Raw genomic sequence first — 18061 nt, forward strand, 5'->3', positions numbered from 1 at the left:
AAAAATAACAATACCATAAAATTAATCTGCAAATTTTGAGATTTTAACAAAAAGATGCTTTTAAACTAGCTATTATCTCTGAGTTCGGTGATGGGTTTTTCAAAAAATCTGTAGAGAAAATAAGAAGAAAATAGTACAATCAACCAATACAAAAGCGTATAAACCAACAAGTTTAAACCTAATAATTGTTCAGAAGGAAAGTAAGATTTCATAAAATGTAGAATTATAGTGTAGTGCAACAAGTAAATACTGTAAGAAATAACACTAATCAAGGTAATGCATTTTAGGAAAAAAAAATTTTTAAATTGTACTTCAATTAAAAAAGGAAGTAACATACAAATTGCTATTAAATTGAATGATAAATACAAAACATTAAAGAAAAAAGGTTGTTTTTCAATTGAAAACCCGAGCATAAAAACACCTACTTGAAGCAGTAAAATACTCAAAATACCTACTAAAAAAAGACTTTTTTTGTACCGCTTCAAGTATCCTTTTTCAAATAAATAAAAAGTAAGAAATCCGTAAAAAATAGCATCTAGCCTGTATATTGTTACTTTTCTTAATTTTTCGTTCCACTCGTATAAATTCTCAAAATGGACTTGATTGTTGTAAATAATTCTTATCACTACAAAAAGGATAATCATAAAGAATGATAGGATAAAAAATAAATGCGACTTATTGACTTTTGGCATTATTTTAATCATTACTAACAAGAAAAAAGGTGCTGTAATGTATGAAAACTGTTCCACAGCTAAACTCCAAGAAATTCTGAAGAAGTCTGGTGAAGTGGAAGTGAAATTTTGCAAATAAAAGAAATATAAAAAAATATTTTCTGGAACTTCATTGTAAAAAACCACCACATGACGGCATTAATTATCAGAATAAGATAATAATTGGGTAGCGTTCTAAACCATCTTCTTTTTAAAAAAACAAAAACATCATTAAGAGCAAAATTTTCTTTATGAATGAGTTTGTAAATTATTCGTCCAATAAGAAAACCGCTAATTACAAAAAAAATTTCCACACCAATTGTACCGCTAAATTGCATCAACCAACTTACTATTGGTGGATAATTGGTACTGATCCATAATGAATGTGCAAAAACTACTAATGAAATGGCAATTGTTCTGGCTAAATCTAAGCCAGGATATCTTTTTTGAAGATTAATAGAGAGACCAAACATAAGGATGCGTATTTACATAAAACAAAAAAAGCTATTCTTAAAACAGCTTTTCTATAATCATTTCTTCAGTAATTCCTTCTGCATCTGCTTTGTAGTTTTTAACAATTCGATGTCTTAAAATTCCGGTAGCTACTGCTTGAACATCTTCTATATCTGGAGAGTATTTTCCATTAAAGGCTGCGTTAGCTTTGGCTGCTAAAATTAAATTTTGAGAAGCTCTTGGTCCGGCTCCCCAATCGATATACGTTTTTACAAAATCATTTGACAATTCGTTACCTGGACGCGTTTTATTGACTAAAGTTACGGCATATTCAATCACATTGTCAGGAACAGGAATTTTCCTAATTACATTTTGAAAATCAATAATTTCTTGTGCAGTAAACAAAGAATTGACTTGAGGTTTATGATCAGAAGTAGTTGCTTTTACAACATCAACTTCTTCTTTAAAACTTGGATAATCTAGTTTGATAGCAAACATAAAACGGTCTAATTGAGCTTCTGGTAAAGGATAGGTACCTTCTTGTTCAATTGGGTTTTGAGTCGCCAAAACAAAATAAGGCAAATCTAGTTTATAATGATGACCCGCTACAGTAACAGCTCTTTCCTGCATAGCTTCCAGTAAAGCTGCTTGCGTTTTTGGAGGAGTTCTGTTGATCTCATCTGCCAAAATAATATTTGAAAAAATAGGCCCTTTAATGAATTTAAACTGACGGTTTTCATCTAAAATTTCACTTCCTAAAATATCTGAAGGCATTAAATCTGGTGTAAACTGAATTCGTTTAAAATTTAGACCTAAAGCTTGAGAAATAGTATTAACCATTAGGGTTTTTGCCAAACCTGGAACTCCAACTAAAAGGGCATGACCACCAGAAAAAACACTTAAAATAATTTGATTAACTACTTCATCTTGACCGATGATTACTTTGGCAATTTCTTTTTTTAGAGCTTCCTTTTTTTGAACAAGTTGTTGTAATGCTGCAACGTCTGACATATGCTGTTATTTTTATATAAAATATTTTATATTATTTTTTTAACCAATCAATCACAAAATCGCAATCACGATATTCGCCATTTATTTTAACAAAAGTCTTTTCTAGCTTTTCGTTAGTCCAATCTTCAATGGTTTTGATTTGTTTATCTTTTAGTGCAACTTCTTTAATTTTTAAAAAATCTTTTGCAAAATCAGCCACATGTTCTTCTCTTTTTTCATTTACACTGATGATTTTATAAAACTGTCCTTCCCCTTGTTCTTCATCTAAAATAACTCTTGAGATTTCACCTTCTTTAAGAGATGAAACGATGTTATATAGAGAAGGATCCATCTTGGTTAATTCAAAACTAGGTTCAAAAGTTTTAGGATTCATTAAAATTCCACCACTATTTCTGGTTTCTTTTTGATCAGAGAATTGTTTAGCTGCTTCAGAAAACGTAAGTTCTTTGCTTTCAATTTTAGCTTTAATATCTTCGATTTTCTTTTTGGCTTCCGCTAAAGCTTCTGGAGATACTTTTGGAGACATTAAAATGTGTCTAAGTTCTACTTCTTGACCTAATATTTTTTCTAAATAAATAATGTGATAGCCATACACTGTTTCAAAAGGTTCTGATATTTCTCCTTCTTCCAAACTAAAAGCAACATCTTTAAATTCTTTTACGAAACCAGTTTTTCGGTTGATTTTATAATAACCACCATTTGGAGATGAAGCCTTATCTTCTGTATATAAAACAGCTCTTGTTTTAAAACTCATTCCGTTTTCTAAAACATCTTTTTTAATTTGTTTTAGTTTGTCAATTACTTTTTGTTTTTCTTCTTCAGAAGCTCTTGGTTTAATAACCAGTTGTGCAATTTCTACTTCGGTTCCAATCATTGGTCTTTCCTCTTTTGGAATTTGGTTGAAATACGTTCTTACTTCGTCAGGCGTTATTTCAACATCACCCACGATTTTATCTTGCATCGCTTTGGTCAACTTGTTGTTTCTTACAATTTCAAAAAAGAAATCTCTAAAATCATCTTCACTTTTTTTATTGTAAGCCTTAACCACTTTGTCCATAGTTCCAAATTGATCTAACATAACCCCAATTTGTTCGTTCATGAAACCTCTAATTTCATCTTCCGAAACGGGAATACTATCTTGAATGGCGTGATGCGCAAACATTTTGTCTTCTAACAATTTTCCTAATAATTCACATCTGGTAATATCAGTACTTGAGGTACTACGTTTGTATTCAATAAATAACAAATCTATGTCAGAATCAAGAACCACAAAATCACCCACAACTGCGGCAACTCCATCTACTTTTTGCTTTTTAGGTTGCGCTTGAATACTAAAAGTGGTAATTAGTAAAAGTAACAAGGCACTTTTTAATTTATTATTTATAAATCTCATATTTTTTATCTTTGATTGCATCTTGGGTTATTTCCGTTTGATATTTATTAATTAATTCTTTTTTTCTGTTATTTATGATCACTTTTTCTAAAGTTGGCTTTATGTATTGAAAAGGTGCTGTTTGATTTTTGGCAATAAAATTATTGGTTTTTATTAGATACACATCCAAGGAGTCGGCATATCTAATCGTTTTTCCGGGAACGATATATTGAGTACTATTTTCTGAATTTAAAAATGGTAATTTTTCGTACACTTGATTCATATCTATCCAAATGGAATCATTAAACGCATAACTTTTAAATTCAACAGCATTCGATTTCAAACTCGCTTTACTTTCTTTTGAACCATTTAAAAACTTGGATGCTAATGCTTCTAGTTTTGAGTTGTTCTTGTTGATTTGAATAAAACTCATTTTTACTAAAGGCTCATTAGTTCTAAATTGTTCTTTACTTTTTTCGTAATACTGCGTTAAATATTCATTAGTAACAGTAGTGTCTAACGATTTATAAACCAGTTCTTCAATGTACGCTTTTGTGTATAAATCCTTTTTATATTGATCTACTAGATCGTTAAGTTCTTTAAGTTTTTCTGCAGAAAGATTTACTTGTGCTGCATTAAACAACAATTTTCTTGAAGCCCAACGATCAATAAAGTCTTTTACAATGATAACGCTATCGCTTTTTGAAGTACCAGGCGGCACTAAATTAACAATATCTTCTTTGTAAAGTTTTTCACTGTTAACGCTTGCAATAGCTATATTATCGACTTTACTTTTCTTTGCACAAGAAAAAAAAGAGGCTAGAATTAATATGTAAATCAGTTTATTCAATTATTTTTTTAATTGTTTTTTTATAGCATCTAAAACTTCATTATTTACTTTTATAGTAACTTCTTTTTTAAGTTCATTAACCCAGTTGGCTTCTAGAGCTTGTTGATAATCATTAATTACTTTTCCTTTTGCTTCTGATAACTCTTTAGCTTGAGCCGGAAGCACTTTAGAAGTATTTGCAAAGAAATAATATTCTCCAACCTGAACTACGTCTGAAATTCCTTTTTCAAAAGCAATTCCTTTTGGAATAATCTTGTCTCCTTGTTCATAAGTTCCGGATTGCACCATTATTTTTACATTTTCTTTGGTGTTTAATTTTTCTTTAATGAAATCAACGGATTTTTTATTTTTAGCATATTTAAGTGCTTTAAGCAAATCATCTTTACTTGTTGAAGAGTATATATCTGTCACCATTCGTTCTTTCCATTGGTAGTTTTTTTGGTTCTCTAAATAAAACTGTTGTTGACCAATTGTATCTGTTTTTGAACGTTCCCAAATTTCTCTTTCCATTAAATCGAACAACAGCAAACCTTCTCTGTATTCATTCATTACAAATTTGAATTCTTCAAATTCAGATTCTAAATTTTGATCGTAATAGTTTGCTAATTCACGTTCTACAAATTTTTGATATAAATTATCAACTAATGTACCAATAGGTTTAATACTGTGACTTACTTTTTGCTGATCTAAAACGAAATTTATAAAGGTAACTCCCGAAATTTTTGCTTTGTTATCAATGGTCAATAAATCTCGATTGTAACCTTCCATTTGTTCTTTTGAAACCGTCCAAGTTTGTTTGTAATATTCATCAGGTATGTATGATTTTAATCTGTCGTAAAATACTTTATCAGTTTTTACTGGATATTTTGCTTTTAATTTTTCGTTTAATGTAGAAGTAATCACTCTAGATCTATCATCTCTTTTGATTTTGTTTTCAATTTCAAACTTTGATTCTTCAAAGGTTTTAACTGGATGCTTTTCAATTAATTTAACAATATGCCATCCGTATTGAGATTTAAAGGGTTCAGAAACATCTCCTGGATTTTTTAAACCAAAAGCCGTTTCTTCAAATTCTTCTGAGCTTAATTGTCCGGTTCCAAAACGTTGTAAAACCCCACCTTTACTTGAAGAAGATTTGTCGTCTGAATACTGTTGTGCTAAAGCTTCAAAAGTCTCTCCTTGTTTGTATTTCTGATATATATCATCAATGGTTTTTTTAGCTACATCTTCGTCTTCACCCGGTTTATTTACAATCATGATATGAGAAGCCGTAACTTCACCTTGACTTGTTCTAATATCATTTACTTTAATTATGTGATACCCAAAACTGGTTCTAAAAGGTTCAGAAACTTTTCCTTTAGGCGTTTTATAAGCCTGATTTTCAAAATCATAAACCATTCTAAATACAGAAAAATAACCTAAATTACCTTTATTATCTTTTGCTGATGGGTCTTCAGAAAAATCGACCGCAGCATCTTCAAAAGATTTTCCCCCATCAATATTTGCCTTAATTCTCTTTATTTTGTTGAAAGCGATTAGTGTATCTTCTGGAGAAGCATTGGCATCAACCATAATTAAAATGTGTGACGCTTTAATTTCAACCAAACCTCTTTCGTAAGCTTCTTCAATTAAATTTTGTGTAACTTTGGAATCGTTGGTATAATTTTTAGCTAATTGCGTTCTGTAAGATTTTAATTCATTTTGATATTTTACACTATTGTTTAAACCAATTTTGTAAGCTTTGTTTACTTTAAGTTTGTATCCTAAAAATAAATCAAAGTAAACATCCAAATCTTTTTGAGAATTATCTTTTACTAAATCTAAATTTTTGTTATAAACTCTAATAAATTCATCCGTGTAAAATGGTGTTTCATCTATAGTAAATAAAACTTGATTTTCAGTATTTTGGGCTTTTACATACCCAAGTTGAAGAAATAACAATAATCCTAATACAATTTTATGTTTCATTTTTAATCTAAAATTATTTAATCCAGTTATAATCAACAAAAATAATAATTCAAACCTATTAATCAAGAATTACTTTGTCTATTAACATAAAATTATACACAAAATAAAATATAAAAGAAAAAAATCCATGATTAATCCATTTTGAAACTTGTAAAAACAAAATTAGCTGTTTATTTTAATGCGTTTGATGCATTAATTTAATAAATTTGTACCTTAAAATTTAGGAATGAGTTTAGAAAAAGAAATAGTAAAACGAAGAACATTTGGTATCATTTCGCACCCAGATGCTGGAAAAACAACATTAACAGAAAAATTATTATTGTTTGGAGGTGCCATTCAGGAAGCAGGTGCAGTTAAAAACAATAAAATAAAAAAAGGAGCTACTTCTGACTTTATGGAAATTGAACGTCAAAGAGGAATCTCAGTAGCTACTTCCGTTTTAGCTTTTATATATAAAGACAAGAAAATCAATATATTAGACACTCCAGGACACAAAGATTTTGCAGAAGACACTTTTAGAACTTTAACAGCTGTTGACAGTGTAATTGTAGTGATTGATGTTGCCAAAGGAGTTGAGGAACAAACCGAAAAATTAGTGGAGGTTTGTAGAATGCGAAAAATTCCGATCATTGTTTTTATTAATAAATTAGACCGAGAAGGTAAAGACGCTTTTGATTTGCTAGATGAAGTAGAACAAAAATTAAAACTAACAGTAACACCTTTGAGTTTTCCAATAGGAATGGGCTATGATTTTAAAGGAATTTATAATATTTGGGAAAAGAATGTCAATCTTTTTTCGGGAGATAGTAGAAAAAACATTGAAGACACTATTGCAATTTCTGACCTGAACAGTACTGAATTAGACCAAATAATTGGTCCAAAACCAGCACAAAATCTAAGAGAAGAATTAGAATTAATCAGTGAAGTATATCCCGAATTTGACAATCAAGCTTATTTAGAAGGTAATTTACAACCCGTGTTTTTTGGCTCTGCGCTTAACAATTTTGGGGTTCGTGAATTATTAGATTGCTTTATTGAAATAGCACCTTCACCAAGACCTAAAGAATCTGACACAAGATTAATTCAACCTAACGAAACTAAAATGAGTGGCTTTGTGTTTAAAATTCATGCCAACATGGACCCTAAACACAGAGATAGATTAGCTTTTATAAAAATTGTATCAGGAACTTTTGAAAGAAACAAACCCTATCTTCATGTAAGACAAGGAAAAAATTTAAAATTCTCTAGTCCAAATGCTTTTTTTGCTGAGAAAAAAGAGATTGTTGATATTTCGTATGCTGGTGACATTGTAGGATTACACGACACTGGAAATTTCAAAATTGGGGACACGCTAACCGAAGGCGAAACGATGAATTTTAAAGGAATTCCAAATTTTTCACCAGAACATTTTAGATACATAAACAATGCCGATCCATTAAAATCTAAACAACTGGAAAAAGGAGTGGATCAATTAATGGATGAAGGGGTAGCTCAATTATTTACCTTAGATATGAATGGCAGAAAAATAATTGGTACTGTTGGTGCTTTACAATATGAAGTGATTCAATACCGTTTAGAACATGAATATGGGGCTAAGTGTACTTATGAAAATTTTCCTGCTTACAAAGCTTGTTGGGTAAAACCTGAAGATCCAAAAAACAATGAGTTTATGGAGTTCAAAAGGATTAAACAAAAATTTTTAGCCAAGGATAAATATGGTCAGATGGTTTTTTTAGCAGATTCTGAATTTTCTATACAAATGACCCAACAAAAATACCCAAGTGTTAAGCTGTTTTTTACTTCGGAATTAAAGTAAAAATAACATTAAAAACATTGCCTAATTAATAAAAATTATTAAATTAGCAACAATAAACAAAAGATATTATGAAACCTAATTGTAAAAAATTATTACCATTTTACTTGTTTTTAATAAGCATTTCATCATTTGCTAACCCAGAAGACCCACCAGCAGATCCAGAAGCTTCCATTAATAATAATATTTTAATTTTAGCTGTTGTTGGATTAATTTTTGCCGCTTTTGCTGTAAAGAACAAATTAAATAAAGTTACTAATTAACACCTTTATTTATCAGTATAAAAAAACGGAATATGAAATCATATTCGGTTTTTTTGTTAGAAGAGAATAATTTGTAGAATGAATTATTTGACAACTTTCTTACTCAAAACAGCACCATCGGTTGCTATTACTTGAACAATTAAGACTTGCTGATCCGCTTTTAAATTTGAAATATTCACAGAAGTTGCATTGATATTTGTTTGAGTTGTTAGTAATCTTCCTCTTACATCAAAAACATTCACTTGTTTTATTAAAGTAGTTCCAGCATTTATAGTTATTCCATTTTCTGAAGCAGACACAATTACATTATCTTTAGTAAAAATTGGATTTTCATTGGATAAAGCAGTTGTTGAATAAACTACCGTAAATCTTGAAGCAAAATCTCCAGCTTCGGATGTAAATGTATATTCAGAATTTTTAATATCGTGAATCACATTCAAAAGGTTATCTCTTAAATAAACTTCTTGCGTACCTGCAAACAAGCCGTCTTTATTAGCCAAATTGATGGTATATTGACCCGCTGTTTCTGCAAAGAATCCTAAAGCAACTTCATCTGAAGCTGTAAAAGGCAAAGCTCTTCCTTGAATAACTAATTTATTTGTTCCAACTGGAGTATAAATAGAACTTTTATTGTTGGCAAACATTTTAGTATCTCCTGCATCGTAATCATTACTCATACCTGTTACATATGCAACTGCGATTTGATTGTGATTAAATCCTGGACTTGTTAATCCAAACCATAATCTGTGTTTTTCAGTAGTTGAAGCACTTCTCATAAAAGCACCTCCTGAAGTAACTCTTTGTCCGTTATTGAATGTTAAAGTAGCATCTGCTGATAAATTCACAAAGAACCCTTGACCTACGGCCACAATTCCATCTGGAGTTGTACTTCCATTTTGTGCTGATGCTCCTGTTTGAGAAGCACTGTTGTAACTAGCATAATTATTTGTTCCCGAATAACTTCCACTTACTGCAGGATTTGAATTGGTCCAAAAGTAATAATCTGCTTCCACAGAAGTACCATTATCGGTTTCAAATAGGTCTAAATCGATTGGTGATGGATATGGATTTCCGACTAAGTTAAAACCTGCTAAACCAGAATATGTATTGGTTCCATTATTTGGAACTCCTGTAAATTGTCCTAAATACGGAGCCGCCACAGAAGTTGACCAAGTGTTTGGTGCTCTTACTAAAAGCCCTTTTGCAAAAGTAAAATCGGTTGTTGATGGACTTGACAAAGAAACATAAGCGTTGGTTGTTGGATTATACTCATAAAAACGACTAACAACAGTTGCTGGAGAAAATCCTAAAACATTTTGACCTGAAACTGGAGCAGACCAACCTGTATAATCTAACAGAACCATGTTTTGACTGTTTCTTTTAACAGTAATGTTTCCTGTATTAGCTAGATCATTAATCTGAATTAAGCTGGCATCATTTTCGATTACAAAATCTGCACCAGTAAATTATTTACCACTGCATTTTCAACTGTAACTGTTGTCCCTTCATTTACAGTAAAAGAACCTAAATTAAGAGTAACCGTTTTAGCATTAAAAGCTCCATTTGTTAAAGTTGAATAAACTCCTTCAATGATTGCATCCATGGTAGAATCTGGACCAACTGTATTTGTCCATGATGTTCCATCCCAAGTAACCGAACTATAACCAGTAGTTACATCAATTACATTGCTATTATCTGAAGTTGTTTGACCAACAGCTCTAACTCTATAATAATATGTTGTGCCTTGTGTTAAGCCTGATACATTGTATGAAGTAACATTACCAATATTTAAATTATTAATAACATAATTTGCAGAAATCCCTCCAGAAAAAGTATGAGAGCCTAAATTAGTCGTATCACCAGTACCACTATATGTAAAAGAAGAAACTATCCATTGAGAATCAGTAGAATTTAAACCTGAAGAAACAGACCAATCTGTTGTTGGTGAAAAAACGGAAGGTTTTCTAATCAATATTTTATCAACTGTAGCATTACTTATCCCTGCAACACTCCAACCTGAACCAGGACCAGAGCCATCTTCTCCAACAGAATCAATTAAATTATAAACAACTCCACTACCTCCATTCCAAGCAAGACCTACCGCATCATCTCCATTAAAACTTAATAAGCCTGTATACAAATCTGCACCTATTACATCTGATGAATTATTTGCTATAACATAAGTTGAATTATTGCCTAATGTACCTGACAAGGAAATAGTACTCTCTGGCCAACTACCACCATTACTAATTAACCAAATTTCATAATTTACTAAATCGATTGTTGTTCCTGTACCATTAAAAATTTCAATATATTTTTTGCTTCCACTGCTACCTTCACCATATTCAGAAATTAATAAGTTAGTTGATACGGTATTTGATAACTCATACACATCTAGTTCATAACTATTAGCATCAGTAACAGCGTCCCAATTTGCTGTAAATGAAGAAGGAGTAATATCAGAAGCGGCAGTTGCGTTAGGATTTCCTAAAGCATTAACCGTTAGAACACCACTATTTCCAGAACTCCAAATACCAGTTGTTCCTCCATAAACATAAGTAGAACTTCCTGATTTTAGAAAACGTGAAGCATAATAATATGTTCCTGGAGCTAAATTAGATCCAATTGTAGCTTGATACTCATCATTATTGTTTGATTGAACATTAAATGTAGCAGATGTCCAAGTCCAAGTTGCATCTGGAGTTGAGTCTGTGCTTGAATATCCTATTTCTGCAGTAATTCCAGCACCTTGACCAGCTGCTTCAGTAACTCCTGGTTCATATACTTGCGCATAAACTGTTACTGCATTTCCTTCTGTAATAGTTGCAGTTGTTGGAAATTGAACATTGGCAAAATCAACAACATCTGCATTTACATTTAAAGTTACATTATCATTATTCCAATTTCCATTAGAACCACCATACACATAAGGACCAGTTCCTATTTGAAAACGAACTGCGTAATAATATGTACCAATTGGTAACCCAGTTAAAGTTGCTTGATATTCATCATCATTTCCAAATTCAGCATTAAAAGTAGCAGGAATCCATGTAAAAACAGGATTTGATGGATCAACATCTGTTGAACTATAACCAATCCAAGCAAATAAATTAGATTGTTCTCCGCTTAATGTAGTTAAACCTGGTTCATATGCTCTTGCATAAACAGTTAGATTTGCACCTTCAAGAATAGATTGTGTTGTGTTTGGAAATTGAACAACTGCATAATCAACTAATTGTGCTGCCAAAGTAGTTTCACTAGCTGATGTTCCAAAAACAGTTTCAACATTTGCACCATTTCTAGCTTTTGCTTGAAAAGTATAAAGAGCAGAAGTTGACAAACCCGTAATCGTAGTGGTTGCCCAAGTAGCAGCCGTTTGCCAAACCTCTGATGCACCTAATGTACCATTTGCCTGAACATATTGACCTCCTGTTTCTTGAATAGCATATTCTGTAATTGCTGGATTACTATTTTCTGTAGTAGCATTTAAAGTAACATCAAGAGTAGTTTGTAGAGGGTTACTCAACGTTAAAACACCTGGTGTAGCAGCTAAGGTATAAAATGTCATTTCTGAACCATTGGTTGGTGTACCACTAACCGTACCCACTGCTCTATAATGATATTGTGTATTTAAATCCAAAGAACTAATTGATGCAGAAATACTTGTTACTGTTGAACCAGTCACTGTTGAAGGTGAAGCTGAAACTGAACTACCATAAGAAGTAGTTGTACCGTATTCAAATGTAGCATCAACAGTTAAATCATTTGCATTTATTGTTCCGCTTAATATAGCCGAATCAACTCCAATTGAAGTAGTAGCATTAGTTGTAACTAATGGAGATAAAGGAACAGCTGTTCCTACTATTCTAACATCATCAATAATCCATGATTCATTTACAGAGTTTACTTGAGCTGAAATTCTAATTCTTAGATTTGAGACAGTTGGAAGATTATTAATTGTAACAGTAGTTATCGCTAAACTACTTGATCCTGAAAGAACATTACTAGTTGTAGTAAAAGTACTAAGAGAGTTATTGGCAAGGTAATTCCTAGAACCAGAACCAGTAGCTCCAAAATACCATCTTAAATTACCCGCTTCGGAAACTACTTCAGCTTGTTGATACCAGTTAGTTCCTCCATCAGGACTAATTTCAATTAAAACTTGATCTGTTGTATTATCTATACCATTTCCAGTAGAGCCAATTGACATTCCGGCAACTCTAAAACTTGCTGAAATATTAGTATAGTTTATTGTATTAACATTTGAAAAGGTAAATATTCTTCCTGCTGTAGCACTACCACTATTTGGACCTTGAATCCTATATCCTCTTGAACCCTCAGAAAACAAATTAGCATTCTGAGGTGACGCATTTGAACCAGAATTTCCAGTAGAAAAATTAGTAGAACTACCTGGTGACCCTATATCACTAGTAGTAAAAGCCATAACTGGAGCTGAAGGAGTTGATTCAAAATCTTGCCTAGCAATGACAACTTGAGAAAATGAAAAGTGTCCAATTAGCAAAGCATAAACAAAAATAAACTTAAAAAAAGTTTTAGAGTATTGTAATTTCATATAAAAATATTTTATGTTTTCAACAAAAAGCTATAATTCACTGAAAATGAATTAACTTTTGAGGATGCAATATTACAATTTAAAATGAGAAAACAAAATGTTAAACAACTAAATTTACATGCTAAACGTTACAATCCCAGTAAAATAACATCAAAAATGATTTCATAACACTAAGGTAGATTTAATTTAAAATATACTTAACAAAAAAAAGACTCGTCAATTTCTTGAGGAGTCTTTTATAAAATATTTTTCAATATTATGCTTGTCCTGTTGGGCCAAAATTTAGAGGTATTTGTGGTGCATCACCTTCTTTTATTTCTCCGTGAACAGCTTCAAATCTGTGGATATTTTCACCTAATGCTTTTAATAATCTTTTGGCATGTTGTGGTGTTAAAACAATTCTTGATTTCACCTTTGCTTTTGGAACTCCAGGCATCATTGTTACGAAATCTACTACAAATTCTGTATTCGAATGATTGATTATTGCCAAGTTAGAATAAATTCCTTCTGCGATTTTTTCATCTAATTCTATATTGATTTGGTTTTGTTGTGGATTGTTATCGTTCATAATTTATTGTTATTTGTTTATAGTTTGTGGATGTCGGTTGTTGTTGATTGGTTGTTTATTTATAATAAAAAAAGCCATGAGTAAATCGTATTTGGATTTGTTCTCATGGCTTGTATTTAAAAGAATAGTTACTTATTAATAATTATAATTTTCTTTAGAAGATACTAATTCATTGTATTCTTCATTAGAACCTACAATAACATTATCATAATCTCTCATACCTGTACCTGCTGGAATTCTGTGTCCAACAATTACATTTTCTTTAAGACCTTCTAAAGTATCAATTTTACCAGCTACTGCTGCCTCGTTTAACACTTTTGTAGTTTCTTGGAAAGAAGCTGCTGAGATGAATGATTTTGTTTGTAATGAAGCTCTAGTTATACCTTGTAATACAGGAGTTGCTGTTGCAGTAACAATATCTCTAGCATCCACTAAATTTTTATCGTTACGTTTTAACAATGAATTCTCGTCTCTTAACTGTCTAGCCGAAATAATTTGACCTGCTTTTAAGTTTTCAGAATCCCCTGCATCTTCTACAAATTTCATTCCGTATAATTTATCATTTTCATAGATAAAATCACTTGTATGAACTAATTGATCTTCTAAGAATAAAGTATCTCCTGGATCTTGAATTCTTACTTTACGCATCATTTGACGAATAACAACTTCAAAGTGTTTGTCATTAATTTTTACACCTTGTAATCTATATACTTCTTGAATTTCGTTAACTAAGTATTGTTGAACCGCTGAAGGACCTTGAATTCTTAAAATATCGTCTGGAGTAATTGCTCCGTCAGATAAAGAAGTTCCAGCTTTAACAAAGTCATTTTCTTGAACTAAGATTTGATTAGAAAGTTTAACTAAATATTTCTTTACTTCACCAAATTTAGATTCGATAGCGATTTCTCTGTTACCTCTTTTAATTTTTCCAAAAGTTACTACCCCATCAATTTCAGAGACTACAGCTGGATTAGAAGGATTACGAGCTTCTAACAACTCAGTAATTCTTGGTAAACCTCCTGTAATATCACTTGATTTTGAAGAACGACGAGGAATTTTTACAAGAATTTTTCCTGCTTTAATTTTTTCACCGTCGTCTACCATAAGGTGAGCTCCTACTGGTAAGTTGTATGAACGAATTAACTCACCATCTTTACCATAAATTAATAAAGTAGGAATTAATTTTTTGCTTCTAGAATCGGTAATTACTTTTTCTTGGAAACCAGTTTGTTCATCAATTTCAACCATGAATGAGTGTCCTTGTTCAATATCTTCATAAGCTACTTTACCAGTAAACTCAGAGATGATTACACCATTATATGGATCCCATTTACATATTGTTGTTCCTTTTTCAACTACTTGAGTATCTTTTACAAAAATAGTAGAACCGTAAGGAATATTGTGTGTATTTAATACTATACCAGTTTTAGGTTCAATTAATTTTAATTCTGATGAACGAGAAACTACAATATCAACTGCATTTCCTTCAGCATCTTCACCTTTAACTGTTTTTAAGTCATCAATTTCTAAACGACCTGCAAATTTACTTATAATGCTAGACTCTTCAGACAAACCTCCAGCAACTCCACCAACGTGGAATGTACGAAGTGTTAACTGTGTTCCAGGTTCTCCAATTGATTGTGCTGCAATAACACCAACGGCTTCACCTTTTTGAGTCATTTTACCTGTAGCTAAATTTCTTCCGTAACATTTTGCACAGATTCCTTTTTTAGCTTCACAAGTTAATGGTGAACGAACTTCCACTTTTTCAATTGGAGATTCATCTATAATTTTAACTAAATTAGCTGTAATTTCTTGTCCTGCTTCAACAATTACTTCAAGAGTTAAAGGATTAATTACATCTTGTAAAGCTACACGACCTAAAATTCTTTCCCCTAATGATTCAACAATTTCTTCATTTTTCTTTAATGGAGCAACTTCAATTCCTCTTAAAGTTCCACAATCAACTGAATTAACAATAACATCTTGAGAAACATCATGTAATCTTCTTGTTAAGTAACCCGCATCGGCTGTTTTAAGAGCTGTATCCGCTAATCCTTTACGAGCACCGTGAGTAGAAATGAAATATTCTAAAATAGATAAACCTTCTTTAAAGTTAGAAAGAATTGGATTTTCAATAATTTCACCACCACCAGCAGTTGATTTTTTTGGTTTTGCCATCAAACCACGCATACCTGTTAACTGACGAATTTGTTCTTTAGAACCCCTTGCACCAGAGTCAAGCATCATGAATACCGAGTTAAAACCTTGTTGATCTTCTCTAATATTTTTCATTGCTAATTCAGTTAACAATGCATTTTTATTAGTCCAAACATCAATTACTTGGTTGTATCTTTCGTTATTTGTGATAAGACCCATGTTGTAACTTGCCGTAATTCCCTCCACTTCTTCACGAGCATCAGCAATCAAAGCACCTTTCTTTTCTGGAATAATAATATCACCTAAAGAGAATGATAAACCTCCTCTAAATGCAAATTTATACCCCATATTTTTAATGTTATCTAAGAATGCAGCTGTTGTTGGAACATCAGTAGCATTTAAAATATCACCAATAATATCTCTTAAAGATTTTTTAGTTAAAACCTCATTAATATAACCTGCTGCTTCAGGAACTACTTCATTAAATAATACTCTACCAGCAGTAGTTTGGATTATTTTATAAACTAATTCACCATTTTCATTAAAATCTTTTGCTCTAATTTTAATTCTAGCATTTAATTCTAATTTTTCTTCATTTAAAGCAATATTTACTTCTTCTGCTGAATAGAATGTTAAATCTTGACCTATAATTTTATGTTCAGGTGTAGAAATACGTTCTTTAGTCATATAATATAAACCAAGTACCATGTCCTGAGAAGGAACAGTAATTGGAGCGCCATTTGCAGGATTCAAGATATTATGCGAAGCCAACATTAATAATTGACATTCTAAAATAGCTTCAGGTCCTAATGGTAAGTGAACCGCCATTTGATCTCCATCAAAATCGGCATTGAAGGCCGTACACACTAATGGGTGTAATTGAATTGCTTTTCCTTCAATTAATTTTGGTTGGAATGCTTGAATACCCAATCTGTGTAATGTAGGAGCACGGTTAAGCATAACTGGATGTCCTTTAATTACATTTTCTAAAATATCCCAAACAACTGGTTCTTTTTTATCTATAATTTTCTTAGCAGATTTTACCGTTTTTACGATACCTCTTTCAATCAATTTACGGATAACGAAAGGTTTGTATAATTCGGCAGCCATATCTTTTGGCAATCCACATTCAAATAATTTTAATTCTGGTCCAACAACAATTACCGAACGAGCAGAATAATCCACACGTTTACCTAGTAAGTTTTGACGGAAACGACCTTGCTTACCTTTTAAGGAATCCGATAATGATTTTAAAGGTCTGTTTGATTCAGTTTTAACTGCTGAAGCTTTACGCGTGTTATCAAATAATGAATCTACTGATTCTTGTAACATACGTTTTTCGTTTCTTAAGATCACTTCTGGAGCTTTAATTTCCATAAGTCTTTTTAAACGATTGTTACGGATGATTACTCTTCTGTACAAATCATTTAAATCTGAAGTTGCGAAACGACCACCATCAAGAGGCACAAGAGGTCTTAATTCTGGTGGAATAACAGGAATAGCTTTAAGAATCATCCATTGAGGAAGATTTTCTCTGTTGTTGTTAGATTCTCTAAAAGATTCTACAACTTGAAGACGTTTTAAAGCTTCTGTTTTACGTTGTTTAGATGTTTCATTGTTAGCTGCATGTCTTAATTGGTAAGACAATGTTTCTAAATCAGTTCTTGCTAATAAATCCATGATACATTCAGCACCCATTTTGGCGATAAATTTGTTAGGATCATTATCATCTAAGTATTGGTTTTCCATTGGAAGTGTATCTAAAATATTTAAATACTCTTCTTCTGTTAAAAAGTCTAATCTTTTTAATTCTTCACCATCAACATTTTTGGCAATACCTGTTTGAATTACTACATATCTTTCGTAGTAAATAATCATATCTAATTTCTTAGAAGGCAAACCTAAAATATATCCAATTTTATTTGGTAACGAACGGAAATACCAAATGTGAGCGATTGGCACAACAAGATTGATGTGTCCTACTCTATCTCTACGTACTTTCTTTTCAGTTACTTCAACACCACAACGGTCACATACGATACCTTTGTAACGAATTCTTTTATATTTTCCACAAGCACATTCATAATCCTTAACAGGTCCAAATATTCTTTCACAGAATAACCCGTCTCTTTCAGGTTTATGAGTACGATAGTTGATAGTTTCTGGTTTTAAAACTTCACCTCTAGATTCTGCCAAAATGGATTCTGGAGAAGCTAAACCTATCGTGATTTTATTAAATCTCTTAGCTGGAGCATTTTTATTATCTCTATTTCTATTGTTCATCATAGTCATACTATTGATTTATTTGAAATTGTATTTT

At 31.5% G+C, this 18061-nt stretch carries 10 protein-coding genes and 1 pseudogene; 2 read left to right on the forward strand and 9 right to left on the reverse strand.

Features of this window, described 5'->3' with window-relative positions; all coding sequences use genetic code 11:
• Positions 1-65 precede the first annotated feature (65 nt).
• The 5 genes and pseudogenes from ACTF56_RS08080 to ACTF56_RS08100 all read right to left on the reverse strand — a co-directional run bounded on the left by ACTF56_RS08080 (position 66) and on the right by ACTF56_RS08100 (position 6364).
• Positions 66-1183 (reverse strand): annotated as a pseudogene (locus ACTF56_RS08080) (acyltransferase family protein).
• A gap of 37 nt (positions 1184-1220) precedes the next feature.
• On the reverse strand, positions 1221-2174 hold the full coding sequence (locus ACTF56_RS08085) for an AAA family ATPase (protein ID WP_438966391.1): 954 nt from the start codon (positions 2172-2174) through the stop codon (positions 1221-1223).
• A gap of 31 nt (positions 2175-2205) precedes the next feature.
• Positions 2206-3567, reverse strand: coding sequence for a peptidylprolyl isomerase (locus ACTF56_RS08090; protein WP_438966392.1), 1362 nt, complete (start codon positions 3565-3567; stop codon positions 2206-2208).
• On the reverse strand, positions 3551-4396 hold the full coding sequence (locus ACTF56_RS08095; protein WP_438966393.1) for a hypothetical protein: 846 nt from the start codon (positions 4394-4396) through the stop codon (positions 3551-3553). Before ACTF56_RS08095 ends, ACTF56_RS08090 begins: the two co-directional genes overlap by 17 nt.
• The gene (locus ACTF56_RS08100) at positions 4397-6364 is read right to left on the reverse strand and encodes a peptidylprolyl isomerase (protein WP_438966394.1); all 1968 of its coding nucleotides are present in this window, start codon (positions 6362-6364) and stop codon (positions 4397-4399) included.
• A gap of 226 nt (positions 6365-6590) precedes the next feature.
• Here ACTF56_RS08100 and ACTF56_RS08105 point away from each other — a divergent pair, with 226 nt between their 5' ends.
• Complete coding sequence (locus ACTF56_RS08105) at positions 6591-8180, forward strand: peptide chain release factor 3 (protein WP_438966395.1); 1590 nt, start codon at positions 6591-6593, stop codon at positions 8178-8180.
• Between the two features lie 68 nt (positions 8181-8248).
• A complete protein-coding gene (locus tag ACTF56_RS08110; protein ID WP_438966396.1) occupies positions 8249-8440 on the forward strand; it encodes a hypothetical protein in 192 nt (63 codons plus the stop codon).
• A gap of 83 nt (positions 8441-8523) precedes the next feature.
• Here the strand turns inward: ACTF56_RS08110 and ACTF56_RS08115 are convergent, their stop codons facing one another.
• From ACTF56_RS08115 to rpoC, 4 genes are all read right to left on the reverse strand, one after another.
• A complete protein-coding gene (locus ACTF56_RS08115) occupies positions 8524-9804 on the reverse strand; it encodes a T9SS sorting signal type C domain-containing protein (RefSeq protein ID WP_438966397.1) in 1281 nt (426 codons plus the stop codon).
• Positions 9805-9884: 80 nt separating this feature from the next.
• A complete protein-coding gene (locus ACTF56_RS08120; RefSeq protein ID WP_438966398.1) occupies positions 9885-13013 on the reverse strand; it encodes a beta strand repeat-containing protein in 3129 nt (1042 codons plus the stop codon).
• A gap of 256 nt (positions 13014-13269) precedes the next feature.
• The gene (locus ACTF56_RS08125) at positions 13270-13581 is read right to left on the reverse strand and encodes a DUF3467 domain-containing protein (RefSeq protein WP_338376191.1); all 312 of its coding nucleotides are present in this window, start codon (positions 13579-13581) and stop codon (positions 13270-13272) included.
• 135 nt (positions 13582-13716) lie between these two features.
• A complete protein-coding gene (gene rpoC / locus ACTF56_RS08130) occupies positions 13717-18027 on the reverse strand; it encodes a DNA-directed RNA polymerase subunit beta' (protein WP_438966399.1) in 4311 nt (1436 codons plus the stop codon).
• Positions 18028-18061 lie beyond the last annotated feature (34 nt).

This window comes from Flavobacterium sp. (assembly GCF_965657075.1).
Lineage (GTDB): Bacteria > Bacteroidota > Bacteroidia > Flavobacteriales > Flavobacteriaceae > Flavobacterium.